Below are 16,861 nucleotides of genomic sequence, written 5' to 3'. Positions count from 1 at the left end.
CCGCGGCAGGAACCGGAGGGTGCGGCCCACACGGAGCAAGGAGTTATATGAAACTGGCTTGGATTCTCTGGCTGTCGCAGTTGTTGCCGCAGCCGGCCGCTGATTCATTGTGTTTGAGCACCACCGTTTACCTGGAAGCCCGCGACCAGACCCTGCGGGGCCAGCAGGCCGTCGCCGAGGTCGCCCTGCGCCGTCTCGACAGTGGCCTGTGGGGCGACTCGATGTGCCAGGTGGTCACCGCGCGCAAGCAGTTCGCACCGACCATCGTCTCCCCCGGTACCCAGCTGGGCAACGACGCGGCCTGGAGCGAGGCGATGAACGTGGCCTTCGACGCCGAGCGCAACTGGGCGCTGCCGGCCGGCGAGCGCCGCGAGATCGTGCCCGGTGCCAGCCACTTCGCCGCGCTGTCCATCGCCAGCCCGAACTGGCGCAATGCGTACCAGGTTGCCACCATCGGCGATCACACCTTCTACAAGGTGCAGAACCTCAAGCCGCGGCAGTCGTAACGATCCGTGCTGGCGGCAGCGTTGCCGCCCGCGGGCAGGCTCTGGGATAGTGGGCGTTTCCCGCCCGCATCACCTGGAGTTCCCATGAAGCTGTACAGCAAGCCCGGTGCCTGTTCCACCGCCGACCACATCGCCCTGCAGTGGACCGGCCAGCCGTTCGAGGTTGAACTGCTGAACAAGGACACCCTGAAGGGGCCGGAATTCCTCAAGATCAATCCGGCCGGTGCCGTCCCCGCACTGGTCGACGGCGACTTCGTGCTGCTGCAGAACGCCGCGATCATGGGCTATATCGCCGACACCTACCCGCAGGCCGGCCTCGGCGGCGATGGCAGCCCGCGCCAGCGCGCCGAAGCCACCCGCTGGCTGGCCTTCGTCAATTCCGATGTGCATCCGGCCTTCTCGCCGCTGTTCGCGCCGGGCAAGTTCATCGCCGACGAGAGCCAGTTCGATGCGATCCGCGCCGCCGCGCACAAGCGCCTGCGTGGCCTGTTCGAGACCGCCGACAAGCAGCTGGCCGACAAGCCGTGGCTGGCCGGCTTCCGCAGCTTCGCCGATCCGTACTTCTACATCACCCTGCGCTGGGCCGCCGGCGCCAAGGTCGACCTGTCCGGCCTGGACAACCTGGCCGCCTACAAGGCGCGCATGGATGCCGACGCCGGCGTGCAGGCCGCGCTGAAGGCTGAAGGCCTGGCCTGATCTTGACCTGGGGTCGGATCCGTCTGCGCAGCAGGCGGCTCTGACCCCCTCGGTTCCAGCAGCGTGATCAGCCGATCTGGCGGATCACTTCGCCCTTGGCATCGCGCAGGTAGGTCGGCACCACTTCGATGCGCAGCGCCTCCACCACCGGGTAGATACCGCGCTCGGCACGCACGCCCGCCAGGGCCCGCAATCCCGCCTCGTCCAGTGCCCAGCGCGCGTTGTCGGCGGAGACGTCGCCCACTTCACCGCCCCTGGCCGGAACGAACTCCCACTGCCGCTCGCGGCTGACCAGTTCCAGCGATCTGCCGTGGCGCAGGCGCAGTGGCAGCAGCTCGCACACGCTGGCGACCTGGCCGGCCCCCAGCACCAGGGTGGTGACGCCCGCCTCCTGCCGCCAATCCAGTGTCTCGATGAACAACATGCCGGTACTGGAGCCCTCGCGCTCGCTGCCGGCCTGCACCTGTGCGGCCAGCGCCGGATCCTCCAGCAGGTTGCCGCGATGCAGGTCGCTGATCCACAGCGGCATCGCCGGCTGCAGCGCCTGCAGCACGCCACGCGTCGACCAGCGCTTGACCGCTTCCATCTCCTCATCGGTCAGCCCGACCAGCTGCAGGAACTGCAGGTGGCCATTGGCGGTGTCGCGTGCGGGCAACTGCGGATCCGCGACGAAGGCCAGATGGCACAAGCGCGTCCCGGTCTCCAGCGCGATCGGGCCGTTGGCATTGAGATGGTGACCGTCCTCGAACACGTTGCCACTGCCGAACACATAGCGCGCCAGGTTCTGCAGCAGGTTCATCGGCCACACCGGCGGTGCGCTGCCGGCGTTCTCACCGGCGTCGGCAGCGAGGCGGAAGGTCAGCTCGAAACCATAGCCGCTGGTGGCGGCATCACTGCTCTCCTTGGCATACAGCTCGGAGAAGCCGTAAGTGACGTAGTGCCAGTGGGGTACCGGCGCATCCGCCCAGTACACGCTGATGCCATCGAGCGGATCCTGGCCACCGAGCGTGTGCGGAAGCGCGGTGCCGAAGTGACGCGGCTCCTGCCCGGCATACAGGGGCGCCAGCGCCGCATTGATCGCGTCCCAGCCGGGGGTATCGGTGTCGTCGTGGTCGTCCTGCACGCGGGACTCCTTGTGGGGAAGTGAACCGATCACTTTACGCGGTGCCTCAGGCCTGCACGACCTCGCCTCCACCCTTGACCACGGCCGCCTGGGTTTCCTGCCACCAGCGCTGCGCCAGCGCCGGACTGCGCGCCTTGCCCACCGCCGCCAGCAGTTCCGGGCACAGGCGTTCCAGCGCCAGCGCATCGGTGCAGCGTTCGATCTTCAACTGCATGAAGTAGCCCTTCAGGCCCAGGTGGCGGCGTACCGCCTCGCTCATCGCGTCGTACAGCTGCTGGTACAGCGCCGGGTCCTGTTCGCGCCCGGTGCTGATGCCGCGCAGCGGCGTCACCTCGGCACTTCCGCCGATCACTTCGATCAGGCCCTGCGCTGACAATTGCTCCAGTGCATCGGGCGGCGCACGCAGGCCTTCGAACAGGCCGCGCAATTCAGTGTCATCGCGATGGCCGTCGACCATCAGCAGGATCGAACGCAGTGCCGCCGGCAGGCGCCGGCCACGGTCTTCGATTTCCTGACGGCCAGCAGCCGTCTTGGCGTGCAGCAATGCCATTGCCTCCCCCTCCCTCGATGCGCAATGCCGGCGCGCCCTGGCGGGCACGCTCCCCTGCAACCGAGCTTAGCGCACCGGTTGCAGGGAGGAAGCTGCGGTGCAGCAACGGCCTCCTCTGCAGAGCCGAGCCCATGCTCGGCTGCTTTGGCAAGGCATGCGGAGCCGAGCATCGGCTCGGCTCTACAGAAGCAGATCAGCGGCCCAGCGCGCGGCGGATTTCCTCCAGCGCGCTGGGATCATCCAGCGTCGACAGGTCACCCGGGTCGCGCTGTTCGGCCAACGCCTGCAACGAGCGCCGCAGCAGCTTGCCCGAACGGGTCTTGGGCAACGCATTGACCACGTGCACATGGGCTGGGCGCGCTACCGCACCAAGCGAAGTCGTCACCGTCGCCATCATCTCGGCCACCACCGGCGCCGGATCCTCGCCATCGAGCCCCTGCTTGAGGGTGACGAACACCAGCGGCACCTGCCCCTTCAGTTCGTCCTTGACCCCGATCACGGCAGCCTCGGCCACGCGCGGATGGCTGGAAATGGCCTCCTCGATCTCACGCGTGCCCAGGCGGTGCCCGGCCACGTTGATCACATCATCGGTGCGGCCGAGGATGTAGGTGTAGCCATCGTCGTCGCGGATCGCCCAGTCCAGCGAGCTGTACAGCAGTTCCTTGAAGTGGCTGAAGTAGCTCTGCAGGAAACGGCTGTCGTCGTTCCACACGGTGCTCATGCAGCCCGGCGGCAACGGTGGCGACACCACCAGCACGCCCTTCTGCCCTGGTGCGACTTCTTCGCCGGTGTTCTCGTCAATCACCTTCATCCGGTAGCCGAGATTGGGGAAGCCCGGCGAACCGAAGCGCACCGGCTTCATCTCCAGGCCCGGCAGCAGGGTCAGCGCCGGCCAGCCGGTTTCGGTCTGCCAGTAGTTGTCGATGATCGGCTTGCCCAGCGCTTCGCTGATCCAGTGCGCGGTCGGTTCATCCAGCGGCTCACCGGCCAGGAACAGGTACTTCAGCGCGCGCAGGTCGTGGCGATGGATGAAGTCTGCGTCGTGCTTCTTCAGCACGCGGATGGCGGTGGGCGATGAGAACATCGTGCGCACGTTGTACTGCTCGCACAGCGCCCACCAGATGCCCGGATCCGGATTCGTCGGCAGCCCTTCGTACAGCAGCGAGGTGCAGCCACCGATCAGCGGGCCGTACACGTTGTAGGAATGGCCCACCGCCCAGCCGACATCGGAGGTGGAGAACATCACCTGGCCCGGCTTGCAGTCGAACACGGTCTCCATCGACTGTGCCATCGCCACCGCATAGCCGCCCACATCGCGCTGCACGCCCTTCGGCTTGCCGGTAGTGCCGGAGGTATACAGCAGATAGCTCGGTTCGCTCGCTTCCAGCCACTGCACCGGCACATCGACTTCCCCGATCTGCGCGCGCAGCGTGGCGTACTCCACATCACGGCCCGGCACGCGTGGTTCGGCTGCATCCAGCCCACGCGACACGATCAGCACATGCGGTGGCGGTGAAGCCGCTTCGGCGCAGGCGGCGTCGACCATCGGCTTGTACGGAATCAGCTTGCCACCGCGCATGCCGGCATCGGCGGCGATGAGCAGCCTGGGCTTCGCATCGTCGATGCGCAGCGCCAGGTTGTGCGCGGCGAAGCCACCAAACACCACCGAGTGCACCGCACCGATGCGCGCGCAGGCCAGCATCGCGAACACGGCTTCGGCCATGTTCGGCATGTAGATCACCACGCGGTCACCGTGACCGACGCCGAGGTGCTTGAGCACGGCGGCGAAGTCGTTCACTTCGCGATACAGCTGGCGATAGGTGATCTCGCGCGTGCTGTTGGTTTCGGTGGAGATGGCGACCAGCGCGAGCTGGTCGGCGCGCTCGGCCAGGTGGCGATCCACGGCGTTGTAGCAGAGATTGGTTTCACCCCCGACGAACCAGCGCCGGAACGGCGGGTTGCTGTAGTCGAGCACCTGCTGCGGCGGTTTGTGCCAATGGATGCGCTTGGCTTCCTCGCCCCAGAAGGCCTCCGGCTCGTCGATCGAGCGACGGTAGGTTTCCTCGTAGTTCATGACGCAGCCCTCCCAGACAAAGTCATGGGTTCGAGGATAGTCCGGCGCTGGCGCGCGGGCCGCCCTACCTTGGTAGGGGGTGGGTTTTTCATGCAGGGCTGCGCCCTGCACCTGCAGAAGCCGAAGCAACAGCAGAAGCTGGCTTACTGGGGAATGGCGGGGTGGGTCCGGTTGCGGGGGACGCCGTGAATCCGTCCATGGAGGCTCGGTCGCGCCATCCATGGCGCTCACGCCCCCGCAACCGGACCCACCCCGCCTTCGACAGTTCCCCGCAGTCTTTCGGGCTGGCATTGCCTGCTCTTGGTGGGTGTCGACCTTGGTCGACACGCTTGATCCACACCATGCGCGGATGAATCCCATTCGATTCGATTTCTGACAGATGTGTCGACCAAGGTCGACACCTACCAACAGCCGTGCGGAACAACGGCCGCAGTTGCCAACAGCCGCGGGAAACTGTCAGAGGCGGTGCGGTGTGGGTGGGCAGGACCGTTGGCGCCATGGATGGCGCCATCGAGCCCCCATGGGTAAGGGCGCTTTGCTTGCGAAGCACTGCTACGCAAGCGCCCGAACGCCCAGCCGCCAGCGGCTGGGCCGGACCGCGGAGCGGGGTTTACGGCGTGTCCTGCCAACCCACACCGCCCCGCCCAACAAGCAGAAAACCAGAGCCGCCTTGGCCTTTCGCGTTGCTCCGGTTCGTAGCAGGTGCAGGGCGCAGCCCTGCCGATACACCTACTCTCTAGAACGGAGCCGCGGACTCGAACGCGAGCGCCTCGCCCGTCAGCGGATGCGTAAACCGCAGGCTGCGCGCATGCAGATGCACGCGTTGCGCCGGTGCCGCGTCATACAGCACATCGCCGACGATCGGATGGCCAAGGCTGGCCATGTGCAGGCGCAGCTGATGGCTGCGGCCGGTGATCGGTTCCAGTTCCACGCGCGTGCGCTGCGCTTCAACGTCACGAGCCAACACGCGCCAATGCGTCAGCGCCGGCTTGCCGCGCTCATGGTCGACCATCTGCTTCGGCCGGTTCGGCCAGTCCACGATCAATGGCAGGTCCACTTCGCCGGCATCACCTTCGAGCACGCCCTGCACCACGGCTTCGTAGCGCTTGCCGACCTGGCGCTGCTCGAACTGCATCGACAATGCGGCCTGCATCCCCTTGCCTCGCGCGTGCAGCAGCAGGCCGGAGGTGACCTGATCCAGCCGATGCACCGTCAACGCATCCGGGTACAGCGCCTGCAGGCGCGCGACCACGCAGTCCTGGTTCTCGGCGCTGCGGCCGGGCACGGACAGCAGGCCGGCCGGCTTCTCGGCCACCAGCAGCGCGTCGTCGATGTAGTGCAGGTGGATCATGCGATTCCAGGAACTCCAAATGAAAACGGGGAAGCCGAAGCCTCCCCGTCTTCTGCGGTGAGCGTACCGACCAACGGTCGGTACCCACCATCGCGGTGGAGGTACCGGCCGTGGCCGGTACCGCCTGCATCAGCCCAGCAGGTGGGCGACGCCGGCGCGCTCTTCTTCCAGCTCGGCCAGGGTCTTGTCGATGTACTTCTGGCTGAAGTCGTCGATCGGCAGATCCTTGACCAGGGTGTACTTGCCGTTCTCGGTGGTCACTGCGAAGCCGAAGATCACGCCTTCCGGAATGCCGTAGGAACCGTCGGACGGCACGCCCATGGTGACCCACTTGCCGTTGCTGCCCAGCACCCAGTCACGCACGTGGTCGATGGCAGCGTTGGCGGCCGAAGCAGCCGAGGACGAGCCACGGGCTTCGATGATCGCCGCGCCGCGCTTGCCCACGGTCGGGATGAAGGTGTTGGCGTTCCACTCCTGGTCGTTGATCGCATCGGCGATCGATGCGCCATCGGCGGTGGCGAAACGGTAATCCGGGTACATGGTCGGGCTGTGGTTGCCCCACACGACCAGCTTCTCCATGCCACCGACCGGCTTGCCCAGCTTGGTCGACAGCTGGCTCAGCGCGCGGTTGTGGTCCAGGCGCAGCATGGCGGTGAAGTTTTCCGGCTTCAGGTCCGGCGCCGACTTCATGGCGATGTAGGCGTTGGTGTTGGCCGGGTTGCCGACCACCAGCACCTTCACGTCACGGCTGGCGACCTTGTTCAGCGCTGCGCCCTGGGCGGTGAAGATCTTGGCGTTTTCCAGCAGCAGGTCCTTGCGCTCCATGCCCGGGCCACGCGGACGTGCGCCGACCAGCAGGGCGATGTCGGCGTCCTTGAACGCGACTTCGGCGTCATCGGTGCCGACCATGCCGGCCAGCAGCGGGAAGGCGCAGTCTTCCAGCTCCATCATCACGCCCTTCAGGGCGGCCTGGGCCTTGTCGACCGGCAGTTCCAGCAGCTGCAGGATGACCGGCTGGTCCTTGCCCAGCATTTCGCCGGAGGCGATGCGGAACAGCAGGGCATAACCGATCTGGCCGGCGGCGCCGGTCACGGCAACACGAACGGGTGCTTTCATGGGGGTTTCCTCTTGCTTGCAAGCGTTTGATGGAACGCCGCGGGCGTGGCCACGCTGGCCTGGCGGGCGGCGGGGAACAGGGAAACGGCCACCCGTGGGTGGCCGTCTCGAAGGGGGATCAGGCGGCGAGGTGCTTGTTCCACTCCGCGACGCGCTCGGCCTGGGCGGCCAGCACGGCGTCGACGTCGCCTTCCAGGGTGATCGAATGGATCACGTCGCCCTGCTTGACCGAATCGACGATGGCCTGGCCTTCCAGGACCTTGCCGAAGACGGTGTGGCGGCCGTCCAGCCAGTCGGTCTTGATGTGGGTGATGAAGAACTGGCTGCCGTTGGTGTTCGGGCCGGCGTTGGCCATCGACAGCGAGCCGACCTCGTGCTTCACGCCATTCTTCTCGTCTTCGAACTTGTAGCCCGGGCCGCCGGTGCCACGACCCTGCGGGCAGCCGCCCTGGATCATGAAGTCGGCGATCACGCGGTGGAAGATCAGGCCGTCATAGAAACCGTGCTTGACCAGGTTCACGAAGTTGGCCACGGTCAGCGGCGCCTTGTCGGCGAACAGCTCGACCTTGATCGGGCCCTGGGTGGTGTCGAAAGTGGCGATGAGGGACATGAAGATCCTTGATGCAGAGGGGAACGCGTCTAGCCACCTAGTTTACACCTGCCTCGTGGCGGCGGCGGCTTCGACCATGGGCGCAGATCCGGGCTTCAGCCGCCGGCGGGGGAGCGCCACACAACGGTCCTGGCGGCCTCGGCCGCCGCTGCGGACAGCCAGCTGAATGGGCCCCATGACCGGCGTGAAATCCACCTTTTCGCGAATCGTCAAGTTCGACGTATAATGTTGGACTTCTTTTTCCAAATCCGGCGCCGACTGGCCCCCTTTCGTATGTCCATCGAAAATCTTCGCAACATCGCCATCGTCGCCCACGTCGACCATGGCAAGACCACCCTGGTCGACCAGCTGCTGAAGCAGTCCGGCACCCTGTCCGAGCGCACCGTCCTCGCCGAGCGCGTGATGGACAGCAACGACCAGGAAAAGGAACGCGGCATCACCATCCTGGCCAAGAACACCGCCATCACCTGGGAAGACAAGAAGACCGGCATCAAGAACCGGATCAACATCGTCGACACCCCCGGCCACGCCGACTTCGGTGGTGAGGTCGAGCGCGTGCTGTCGATGGTCGACACCGTGCTGATCCTGGTCGACGCGATGGACGGCCCGATGCCGCAGACCCGCTTCGTGACCCAGAAGGCCTTCGCGATGGGCTTCAAGCCGATCGTCGTGGTCAACAAGGTCGACCGTCCGGGCGCCCGTCCGGAATGGGTGATCGACCAGGTCTTCGACCTGTTCGACAAGCTCGGCGCGACCAACGAGCAGCTGGACTTCCCGATCGTCTACGCCTCGGGCCTGAACGGCTACGCCGGCCTGGAAGACACCGTGCGCGACGGCGACATGACCCCGCTGTACGAAGCGATCATGCAGCACGCGCCGCGTCCGGAAGTGGACCCGGAAGGCCCGTTCCAGATGCGCATCAGCCAGCTGGACTACAACAACTTCGTGGGCGTGATCGGCATCGGCCGCATCCAGCGCGGCACCCTGAAGAAGAACATGCAGGTCGCGGTCATCGACCGTGAAGGCAAGAAGCGCAACGGCAAGGTGCTGCAGGTGCTGGGCTTCATGGGCCTGGAGCGCATCGAGCAGGATTCGGCCGAGGCCGGCGACATCGTGGCCATCTCCGGCATCCAGGAGTTGACCATCTCCGACACCATCTGCGCGCCGGACTTCCCGGAAGCCCTGCCGGCGCTGACCGTCGACGAGCCGACCATCTCGATGACCTTCCAGGTCAACAACTCGCCGTTCGCCGGCAACAAGGACCTGTCCGGTGGCAAGTTCCTGACCAGCCGCCAGATCAAGGACCGCCTGGACCGTGAAAAGGTCCACAACGTGGCCCTGAAGGTCGAGCAGCTGGAAGACGCCGACAAGTTCCTGGTCTCCGGCCGTGGCGAACTGCACCTGTCGGTGCTGATCGAGAACATGCGCCGCGAAGGCTACGAGCTGGCCGTGTCGCGCCCGGAAGTGATCATCAAGGAAATCGACGGCCAGCTGATGGAGCCGATCGAGCAGCTGGTGGTGGACATCGAAGAAATCCACCAGGGCGGCGTGATGGAAAAGCTGGGCACCCGCAAGGGCCAGCTGAAGAACATGGAATCGGACGGCAAGGGCCGCGTGCGCCTGGAGTACCAGATCCCGGCCCGTGGCCTGATCGGCTTCCAGAACGAGTTCAAGACCCTGACCCAGGGTTCGGGCCTGCTGTTCCACGTGTTCGACCACTACGGTCCGAAGGAACAGGGCGCGATTGCCAAGCGCATCAACGGCGTGATGATCGCCAATGCACCGGGCACCACGCCGGCCTACTCGCTGGGCCCGCTGCAGGAGCGCGGCAAGCTGTTCGCTGCTGAAGGCGACAACGTGTATGAAGGTCAGCTGGTCGGCATCCACTCCAAGGACAACGACCTGACCGTCAACGCGATCAAGACCAAGCCGCTGACCAACATGCGCGCTTCGGGCAAGGACGATGCGATCCAGCTGACCCCGGCGATCAAGTACTCGCTGGAACAGGCCCTGGACTTCATCGAAGACGACGAGCTGGTCGAGATCACCCCGAAGGAGATCCGTCTGCGCAAGAAGTTCCTGACCGAAAGCGACCGCAAGAAGGCTTCGCGCGGCGGCTGAGCCAGCACCCCGTGAACCAGAGCGGCTACAACCCGGATCCACACCGGCATCCGGGTCTCCATGTCATCGCCCTGCTCGAAGCGAGCAAGGCGATGCTGGCGCTGTTGGCCGCCACCGGGCTGGAAGTGCTCGGACCGCAGCCGCTACGGCACGGCATCATGGCCCTGATCCGGCGTTTCAGCCTGGATCCGGACCATGGCACCCTGCCCTCGCTGCTGCACATGATCAGCCCCGACGCGGTCCACCTGGCCGCGGCGGGGATGATCGGCTACGGCCTGCTGCACCTGGTTGAGGCCTGGGGCCTGTGGCGGGCCAAGGCCTGGGCTTCCTGGCTGGGCTGCCTGACCGCCGCCCTGTACCTGCCGTTCGACATCTTCGCGATCATCCGCCATCCCGGCTGGCCGTCGTGGACGATCCTGGCGATCAACCTGATCGTGGTCTACGTCCTCGCCCGCGACCTGCGCAAGCGTCACCGCTGAGCACCCGCTACACTGGGGATTGGAGCCGACCAAGCCGCCCCATGCGCCCGTCCTTGCCGCCTCTGCTGACCTGCCTGCTCGCCGCGCTGCCGGCGCTGCTTTCGGCTGGCTGCAGCCCGGCCACGCCCAGCGCGCATGCGGCCGAACCTGCGAGCCGCAACGTGCCGTTCCCGTACGCCGAAACCGATGTTGCCGACCTGCAGGCGCGAATGTCCGCCGGTGAACTGGACAGCACCACCCTGACCCAGGCCTACCTGCAGCGCATCGCCGCCCTGGACCGCACCGGGCCGCGCCTGCGCGCAGTGATCGAGCTCAACCCCGATGCCCTGAAGGAAGCCGCGGCGCGCGACCGCGAGCGCCGCGAAGGACGCCTGCGCGGCCCGCTGCATGGCATCCCGCTGCTGCTGAAGGACAACATCAACGCCGCGCCGATGGCCACCAGCGCCGGCTCACTGGCCCTGCAGGGCTTCCGTCCGGACGATGCCTACCTGGTGCGCCGGCTGCGCGAAGCCGGTGCGGTGGTGCTGGGCAAGACCAATCTGAGCGAATGGGCCAATTTCCGCGGCAATGATTCCATCTCCGGCTGGAGCGCGCGCGGTGGCCAGACCCGCAATCCCTATCGGCTGAGTCATTCGCCCTGTGGCTCCAGCAGCGGCAGCGCGGTGGCCGTGGCCGCCAACCTCGCCAGCGTGGCGATCGGTACCGAGACCGATGGCAGCATCGTCTGCCCGGCGGCGATCAACGGCGTGGTCGGCCTGAAGCCAACCGTCGGCCTGGTCAGCCGCGACGGCATCATCCCGATCTCCTTCAGCCAGGACACTGCCGGGCCGATGGCACGCAGCGTCGCCGACGCTGCCGCCGTGCTGACCGCGATCGCCGGCCGCGATGATGCCGACCCGGCCACCGCGACCATGCCCGGCCGCGCGGTCTACGACTACACCGCACGCCTGGACCCGCAGGGCCTGCGCGGCAAACGCATCGGCCTGCTGCAGACGCCGCTGCTGAAGTACCGCGGCATGCCGCCGCTGATCGATCAGGCAGCGACCGAGCTGCGTCGCGCTGGTGCCGTCGTGGTCCCCGTCGAGTTGCCCAACCAGGGCGCCTGGGCCGAAGCCGAGCGCACGCTGTTGCTGTACGAATTCAAGGCCGGGCTGGAGCGCTACTTCAGCACCCACCGCGCGCCGTTGCGCAGCCTGGCCGAACTGATTGCCTTCAACCAGGCGCACAGCAAGCAGGAACTGGGCCTGTTCGGCCAGGAGCTGCTGGTAGAGGCCGATGCCACTGCTGGCCTGGCCGACCCCGCCTACATCCGCGCGCGCAGCGATGCGCGCCGCCTGGCCGGCCCGGAAGGCATCGACGCCGCCCTCGCCGCCCACCAGCTCGACGCGCTGGTCGCACCCACCACCGGTGTGGCGTGGCCGATCCGCAGCGAAGGCGACGACTTCCCCGGCGAGAGCTACAGCGCCGCTGCCGTCGCTGGTTACCCCAGCCTGACCGTGCCGATGGGCCAGATCGATGGCCTGCCGGTCGGCCTGCTGTTCATGGGCACCGCCTGGAGCGAGCCGAAGCTGATCGAAATGGCCTACGCCTACGAGCAGCGCACGCGCGCACGGCGCCCGCCGCACTTCGATACCGATGCATTGATCGACGCCGGCGAGCCGTGATCGTGTTTCTGTAGAGCCGAGCCCACGCTCGGCTTCACCGGAAGATCGAAAGCGGCCGAGCATGGCCCGGCTCTACAGAGGCTGGTCAGGCTCCGCCGGCACGATCGCCGCTTCACCATCCTCCGCGCCAGGCGAACGCACATCCGCGGTGCGCGCACGTGGGCCGCGCGGCATATCCAGCTCGTCTTCGTGTTGCAGCCGCGCACGCACCTGCGGCAGCGACTGCGGATGCTCACGCGCGAGGAAGTCGAGCATGCGCTCGCGCACCAGGCAACGCAGGTCGAAGGCATCACCGGAGCTGCGCGCGCTGACCAGCAGTCGCACCTGGATCGCACGCTCGCTGGTCTCGGTCACCTGGGTCACGCAGACCCGGCCATCCCACAGCGCTTCGCCACGACAAATGCGCTCCAGTTCGGCGCGGATCGCCGCGATCGGCGCCCGGTAGTCCAGCCACAGAAACGCAGTGCCGAGCAGATCGGCGCTGCGCCGCGTCCAGTTCTGGAACGGGTTCTCGATGAACCAGGTCAACGGCACCACCATCCGCCGCTCATCCCAGATGCGCACCACCACGTAACTGCTGCCGATCTCCTCGATGCGGCCCCATTCGCCTTCCACGATCACCACGTCATCCAGGCGGATCGGCTGCGTCACTGCAATCTGCAGGCCAGCGATCAGGTTGCCGAACACCGGCTTGGCCGCGATACCGGCCACCAGACCGATCAGGCCCGCCGAGGCCAGCAGCGCGGTACCGATCTTCTGCACCATCGGGAAGGTCAGCAGCACCAACGACGCGCCCAGCACGACGATGCCGCCCATCAGCACACGACTGAGCACCCGCGTCTGCGTCTGGATGCGGCGCGCCTCCAGGTTATCGGAGACATCGATGGGATGGCTGCGCAGGATCGCGCGCTCACCGGCCGCCACCGCGCGTACAAGCAACCAGATGAAGCACGCGGTCAGCGCGATGTGCAGCACATGCTGCAGATTGCCCAGCAACGGATCCTGCAGCGGTGTGGCCTGCAACGCGGGAATCAACAGCAGCAGCGGCCATGCAGTGGCCATCGGTAACCCGAGCACACGACCGATGCGCGCACGCCGGCGATCACGCCCTTTCAGCCGATGGTAGATCCACAGGATCAGCCACGCACCGATGCCACCCACTACTGCTGCCAATCCCAACGGCCATGCGTAGGCCTGTGCGCTTTGCCAGTGCACTGTTGCCACCTCCACTCGAACAGCCAAGCAGACAGCCTCGCGCATGGGGCATGAGCGTCACGTCAGCCGTTCGTAAGCAGGGTGTTGATCGGCAGGGCTTGCAGCCCTGCACCTGCTGCAAGCTGGAGCAACAGCAACAGCAACAGCCGAAGCAGAAGCGGGTTTCCTGTGGGATGGCGGGGTGGGCCCGGTTGCGGGGGACGCCGTGGATCTGTGGTGGTCAAGTATTTTTGGACACTCCCAAAGGGAGTTCAGGCCACCTGCTCTTCACAAAGCGCAGGTGGCACAAGGCCGTTGGCACTGTGCGGCCGACGGTGGTTGTACCAGTCCACGAATTGCTCGATGTCTGCTGCAGCCTCCTGTCGAGTGGGGTATTTGGAGTAAAGCCACTCCCCTTTGAGGGTGGCGAAAACCCGTTCCACCACCGCGTTGTCCCAGCAGTTGCCCTTCCTGCTCATGCTTTGGGTGATGCCGTTGTCACGCAGAATTTCGGCCATGGCATGGCTGGTGTACTGCCGACCTTGATCCGAGTGGAAAAGTAGTCGCCCGTTGGGACGACGCTGTTTCAGAGCCCCACGCAGGGCTCTGACGGCCAGCCAGGCATCCCCTTCGTGAGAGTGGGCCCAGCCCACGATCCGTCGGGCAAACAGATCCACCACGATGGCCAGATAGAGCCAGCCTTGCTGGGTCGGGATGTAGGTGATATCCCCTGCCCAGACTTGGTCGGGTGCCTCCGGGTTGAATTGGCGTTCCAACACGTTGGGCGCGGTCAGTGCCTGCGGCCCCAGACTGTGGTACTTGTGCCGCCGGTGCTGCCGCGCCCTGACGCCGGCCCGGCGCATCAGCGTCCGGGCGCGGTAGCGACCCACTGGCAGGCCGCGATTGGTCAGCTCCCTGGCCATCTTGCGAGAGCCACAGCTCCCCCGGTGGGACTGATGAATGCGACGAACCAGATCAACCTGGGCCAGCAGTTCCCGGTCAATCCGGGGCTCCCGGTGCAGCCAGGCGTAGTAGCTGCTACGGGGATAGTCCATCAACTGACACACCAACCGGATCGGAGCGACCTTCCCCAATTCCTGGATCACCTGTTCCGGTGATCGCTGTCCCGAATGAAGAAGGCGATGGATTTTTTTAGTAGGTCGCGCTCCTCCTTGAGCCTGCGATTCTGGGCCTCCAGCTCGGCGATTCTGACCTGGGCATCTACGGGCGGTGCCTCGGCCTGCGGGTCATGTTTTCGACGCCATTGCTCGATCCAGCGCCTCAGCGCCGTCGGGCCGACATCCATCAGCTGGCAGACGTCCCTGACTGTCTGCCCCTCCACAACCACAAGGCGAACCGCCTCGTCCCTCATGCCCTGAGTGATCTGCTTTGCCATGGGTCTACCTCGATGCTTGAAATTGATCCTATCGAGTGTCCAAGTTGATTAGACCACCACAATCCATCCATGGAGGCTCGGTCGCCGCATCCATGCGGCTCACGCCCCCGCAACCGGACCCACCCCGCCTTCGACAGATTCTTGCGACCTGTCGGAACGGCGTATTGCCCTGGTGGGTGTCGACCTTGGTCGACACGGTAGATCCACGCCGTGCGTGGATGACTCATTCGATATATGCAAGAAAAATCGTGTCGACCAAGGTCGACACCCACCAACAACCGCGCTGAACAACGGCCGCAGTTACCAACAGACCACAGGGATCTGTCAGAGGCGGGGCGGTGTGGGTGGACAGGACCGTTGGCGCCATGGATGGCGCCATCGAGCCCCCATGGACGGGTTTACGGCGTGTCCTGACCACCCACACCGCCCCGCCATCCCACGGAATGCCGCTTCTGCTGTTGCTTTTGCTGTTGCTTCGGATTCTGGGCAGGTGCAGGGCTGCAAGCCCTGCCGAAAAACCCTTACCGCACTTGCTCCTGCTTGCGGACGATCGCCATCGCGATCTCCAGCGACTGCTCGTAATTCAACCGCGGGTCCACCGTTGAACGATACGCGCGCTCCAGGTCACGCTCGGTCAGTTCGCGCGCGCCACCGGTGCACTCGGTCACGTCTTCGCCGGTCAGCTCCAGGTGCACACCCCCCAGGCGCGTGCCTGCGGCCGCATGCAGATCGAACGACATCTCCACTTCGCCACGCACATTGTCGAAGCGACGTGTCTTGAAACCGTTGGCGGTACTTTCGGTGTTGCCATGCATCGCATCGCACACCCACAGCACGCGACGGCCATCGCGCTTGACCGCATCCAGCAGCGGCGGCAGCTTCTCGGCGATCTGCGCCGCACCCATGCGGTGGATGAAACTCAGGCGGCCCGGTTCGTCATGCGGGTTGAGCACGTCGATCAGGCGCAGCAGCTGGTCCGGCGTCACCGATGGGCCGACCTTGATCGCGATCGGATTGCGCACGCCACGCAGGTATTCCACGTGTGCGCCATCGAGCGCAGCGGTGCGCATGCCAATCCACGGGTAATGCGTGCTCAGGTTCAACCAGCCCTGCTGGCGCGGCACCTGCCGGGTCAGCGCCTGCTCGTAGGGCAGCAGCAACGCCTCGTGCGAGGTGTAGAAATCGATGCGGTTGAGGTTGTGCACGCGGGCCCCAGCCAGAGTCTCCATGAAGTGCACCGCATCACCGATCGAGGCCACCATCTTCTGGTACTCGGCGGCCAGCGGCGAGTGGCTTACCCACTCCAGGTTCCAGTACTCGGGGTGGTGCAGGTCGGCGAAGCCACCATCGATCAGCGCCCGCACGAAGTTCATCGTCATCGCGGAGTGCGCGTGGGCCTGCAGCATCCGCTTCGGGTCCGGCAGGCGCGCCGCCTCGGTGAAGGCCGGCGCGTTGATCACATCGCCGCGGTAGCTCGGCAGCGTCACACCGTCGCGGGTCTCGGTATCGGCCGAACGCGGCTTGGCGTACTGGCCGGCGAAACGACCGACGCGGATCACCGGCTGGCGCAGGCCGTGAACCAGCACCAGGCTCATCTGCAGCAGCACCTTCAGGCGGTTGGAGATGGTGCCCGATTCGCAGTCGCTGAAATTCTCGGCGCAGTCGCCACCCTGCAGCAGGAAGCGCTTGCCCTCCTGGGCCTCGGCCAGCTGCTGCTTCAGCGCCAGGATCTCCCACGAGGTGACCAGCGGCGGCAGCCGCTTCAGCTCGTGCAGGGCAGCGTCCAGCGCCACAGGGTCCGGATAGGTCGGCATCTGCAGCGCGGTCTTGCCACGCCAGCTCTCCGGCGACCAGGCAGCGCCGGTGGCCGCTGCGACGGGATCGGGGACAGGCGAAACGGCGGACAGGCTCATTGCAGGCTTCCGGAGGTGGGAGACGTTCATGGTCGCAGAGCCGACCGCTGTCGCAAAGGGTCGAACGT

Annotated in this window: 15 protein-coding genes; 5 read left to right on the top strand and 10 right to left on the bottom strand. The window is 66.0% G+C overall.

Translation table 11 applies throughout. The annotated features are described in order from the left end of the window. Window positions 1-47 precede the first annotated feature (47 nt). Both GOC52_RS03960 and GOC52_RS03955 read left to right on the top strand, forming a co-directional pair. The gene (locus GOC52_RS03960) at window positions 48-506 is read left to right on the top strand and encodes a cell wall hydrolase (RefSeq protein WP_004154513.1); all 459 of its coding nucleotides are present in this window, start codon (window positions 48-50) and stop codon (window positions 504-506) included. 84 nt (window positions 507-590) lie between these two features. Continuing rightward, window positions 591-1,202: a glutathione S-transferase N-terminal domain-containing protein gene (locus tag GOC52_RS03955; protein WP_043401403.1), complete on the top strand. Its 612-nt coding sequence runs from the start codon at window positions 591-593 to the stop codon at window positions 1,200-1,202. A 67-nt stretch (window positions 1,203-1,269) separates the two neighbouring features. Here the strand turns inward: GOC52_RS03955 and GOC52_RS03950 are convergent, their stop codons facing one another. From GOC52_RS03950 to GOC52_RS03925, 6 genes are all read right to left on the bottom strand, one after another. Further along, the gene (locus GOC52_RS03950) at window positions 1,270-2,325 is read right to left on the bottom strand and encodes a suppressor of fused domain protein (RefSeq protein WP_043401405.1); all 1,056 of its coding nucleotides are present in this window, start codon (window positions 2,323-2,325) and stop codon (window positions 1,270-1,272) included. Window positions 2,326-2,371: 46 nt separating this feature from the next. Continuing rightward, window positions 2,372-2,875: a hypothetical protein gene (locus GOC52_RS03945; RefSeq protein ID WP_049434018.1), complete on the bottom strand. Its 504-nt coding sequence runs from the start codon at window positions 2,873-2,875 to the stop codon at window positions 2,372-2,374. 193 nt (window positions 2,876-3,068) lie between these two features. Next, window positions 3,069-4,949, bottom strand: a complete 1,881-nt coding sequence (prpE, locus tag GOC52_RS03940) for a propionate--CoA ligase (RefSeq protein ID WP_043401410.1) — start codon at window positions 4,947-4,949, stop codon at window positions 3,069-3,071. A gap of 736 nt (window positions 4,950-5,685) precedes the next feature. Beyond that, entirely contained in the window at window positions 5,686-6,300 is a 615-nt protein-coding gene (locus GOC52_RS03935; RefSeq protein ID WP_043401417.1) for an RluA family pseudouridine synthase, read from the bottom strand. Between the two features lie 129 nt (window positions 6,301-6,429). Continuing rightward, complete coding sequence (locus GOC52_RS03930) at window positions 6,430-7,416, bottom strand: malate dehydrogenase (RefSeq protein ID WP_004153634.1); 987 nt, start codon at window positions 7,414-7,416, stop codon at window positions 6,430-6,432. Window positions 7,417-7,534: 118 nt separating this feature from the next. Then, on the bottom strand, window positions 7,535-8,026 hold the full coding sequence (locus GOC52_RS03925; RefSeq protein WP_004153629.1) for a peptidylprolyl isomerase: 492 nt from the start codon (window positions 8,024-8,026) through the stop codon (window positions 7,535-7,537). Window positions 8,027-8,299: 273 nt separating this feature from the next. Between GOC52_RS03925 and typA the strand changes: the two genes are divergently transcribed. Genes typA through GOC52_RS03910 form a run of 3 tightly spaced genes read left to right on the top strand, consistent with a single transcriptional unit; the run spans window position 8,300 to window position 12,290 of the window. Continuing rightward, window positions 8,300-10,147 (top strand): translational GTPase TypA, encoded by a 1,848-nt coding sequence (typA, locus tag GOC52_RS03920; RefSeq protein ID WP_029550652.1) that lies wholly within the window; start codon window positions 8,300-8,302, stop codon window positions 10,145-10,147. A gap of 11 nt (window positions 10,148-10,158) precedes the next feature. Then, on the top strand, window positions 10,159-10,626 hold the full coding sequence (locus GOC52_RS03915; RefSeq protein ID WP_005408223.1) for a DUF2127 domain-containing protein: 468 nt from the start codon (window positions 10,159-10,161) through the stop codon (window positions 10,624-10,626). A 41-nt stretch (window positions 10,627-10,667) separates the two neighbouring features. Next, window positions 10,668-12,290, top strand: coding sequence for an amidase (locus tag GOC52_RS03910; protein WP_019336447.1), 1,623 nt, complete (start codon window positions 10,668-10,670; stop codon window positions 12,288-12,290). 72 nt (window positions 12,291-12,362) lie between these two features. On the opposite strand, the gene GOC52_RS03905 is transcribed toward GOC52_RS03910, so the two are convergent. The 4 genes from GOC52_RS03905 to GOC52_RS03895 form a co-directional block, all read right to left on the bottom strand. Next, entirely contained in the window at window positions 12,363-13,550 is a 1,188-nt protein-coding gene (locus tag GOC52_RS03905; RefSeq protein WP_265330694.1) for a mechanosensitive ion channel family protein, read from the bottom strand. A 206-nt stretch (window positions 13,551-13,756) separates the two neighbouring features. Beyond that, window positions 13,757-14,590: an IS3 family transposase gene (locus GOC52_RS03900; protein ID WP_043397638.1), complete on the bottom strand. Its 834-nt coding sequence runs from the start codon at window positions 14,588-14,590 to the stop codon at window positions 13,757-13,759. After that, window positions 14,587-14,880, bottom strand: a complete 294-nt coding sequence (locus tag GOC52_RS20875; RefSeq protein ID WP_019338990.1) for a transposase — start codon at window positions 14,878-14,880, stop codon at window positions 14,587-14,589. Before GOC52_RS20875 ends, GOC52_RS03900 begins: the two co-directional genes overlap by 4 nt. Window positions 14,881-15,401: 521 nt before the next feature. Next, on the bottom strand, window positions 15,402-16,793 hold the full coding sequence (locus GOC52_RS03895; protein WP_010483972.1) for a class II 3-deoxy-7-phosphoheptulonate synthase: 1,392 nt from the start codon (window positions 16,791-16,793) through the stop codon (window positions 15,402-15,404). Window positions 16,794-16,861: the final 68 nt, after the last annotated feature.

Origin of the sequence: Stenotrophomonas sp. SXG-1 (genome assembly GCF_014083965.1) — a bacterium.
In the GTDB taxonomy this organism is placed as follows: domain Bacteria; phylum Pseudomonadota; class Gammaproteobacteria; order Xanthomonadales; family Xanthomonadaceae; genus Stenotrophomonas; species Stenotrophomonas geniculata.
This window is presented reverse-complemented; position numbering and strand designations above follow the sequence as displayed.

What these genes read in the sequence shown, in the direction of transcription:
- typA (WP_029550652.1), top strand. Translation starts at nt 8,300, where the DNA reads ATGTCCATCGAAAATCTTCGCAACATCGCCATCGTCGCCCACGTCGAC.
- GOC52_RS03910 (WP_019336447.1), top strand. Translation starts at nt 10,668, where the DNA reads ATGCGCCCGTCCTTGCCGCCTCTGCTGACCTGCCTGCTCGCCGCGCTG.
- prpE (WP_043401410.1), bottom strand. Translation starts at nt 4,949, where the DNA reads ATGAACTACGAGGAAACCTACCGTCGCTCGATCGACGAGCCGGAGGCC.
- GOC52_RS03960 (WP_004154513.1), top strand. Translation starts at nt 48, where the DNA reads ATGAAACTGGCTTGGATTCTCTGGCTGTCGCAGTTGTTGCCGCAGCCG.
- GOC52_RS03935 (WP_043401417.1), bottom strand. Translation starts at nt 6,300, where the DNA reads ATGATCCACCTGCACTACATCGACGACGCGCTGCTGGTGGCCGAGAAG.
- GOC52_RS03945 (WP_049434018.1), bottom strand. Translation starts at nt 2,875, where the DNA reads ATGGCATTGCTGCACGCCAAGACGGCTGCTGGCCGTCAGGAAATCGAA.
- GOC52_RS03895 (WP_010483972.1), bottom strand. Translation starts at nt 16,793, where the DNA reads ATGAGCCTGTCCGCCGTTTCGCCTGTCCCCGATCCCGTCGCAGCGGCC.
- GOC52_RS03930 (WP_004153634.1), bottom strand. Translation starts at nt 7,416, where the DNA reads ATGAAAGCACCCGTTCGTGTTGCCGTGACCGGCGCCGCCGGCCAGATC.
- GOC52_RS03925 (WP_004153629.1), bottom strand. Translation starts at nt 8,026, where the DNA reads ATGTCCCTCATCGCCACTTTCGACACCACCCAGGGCCCGATCAAGGTC.
- GOC52_RS03955 (WP_043401403.1), top strand. Translation starts at nt 591, where the DNA reads ATGAAGCTGTACAGCAAGCCCGGTGCCTGTTCCACCGCCGACCACATC.
- GOC52_RS03905 (WP_265330694.1), bottom strand. Translation starts at nt 13,550, where the DNA reads ATGCGCGAGGCTGTCTGCTTGGCTGTTCGAGTGGAGGTGGCAACAGTG.
- GOC52_RS20875 (WP_019338990.1), bottom strand. Translation starts at nt 14,880, where the DNA reads ATGGCAAAGCAGATCACTCAGGGCATGAGGGACGAGGCGGTTCGCCTT.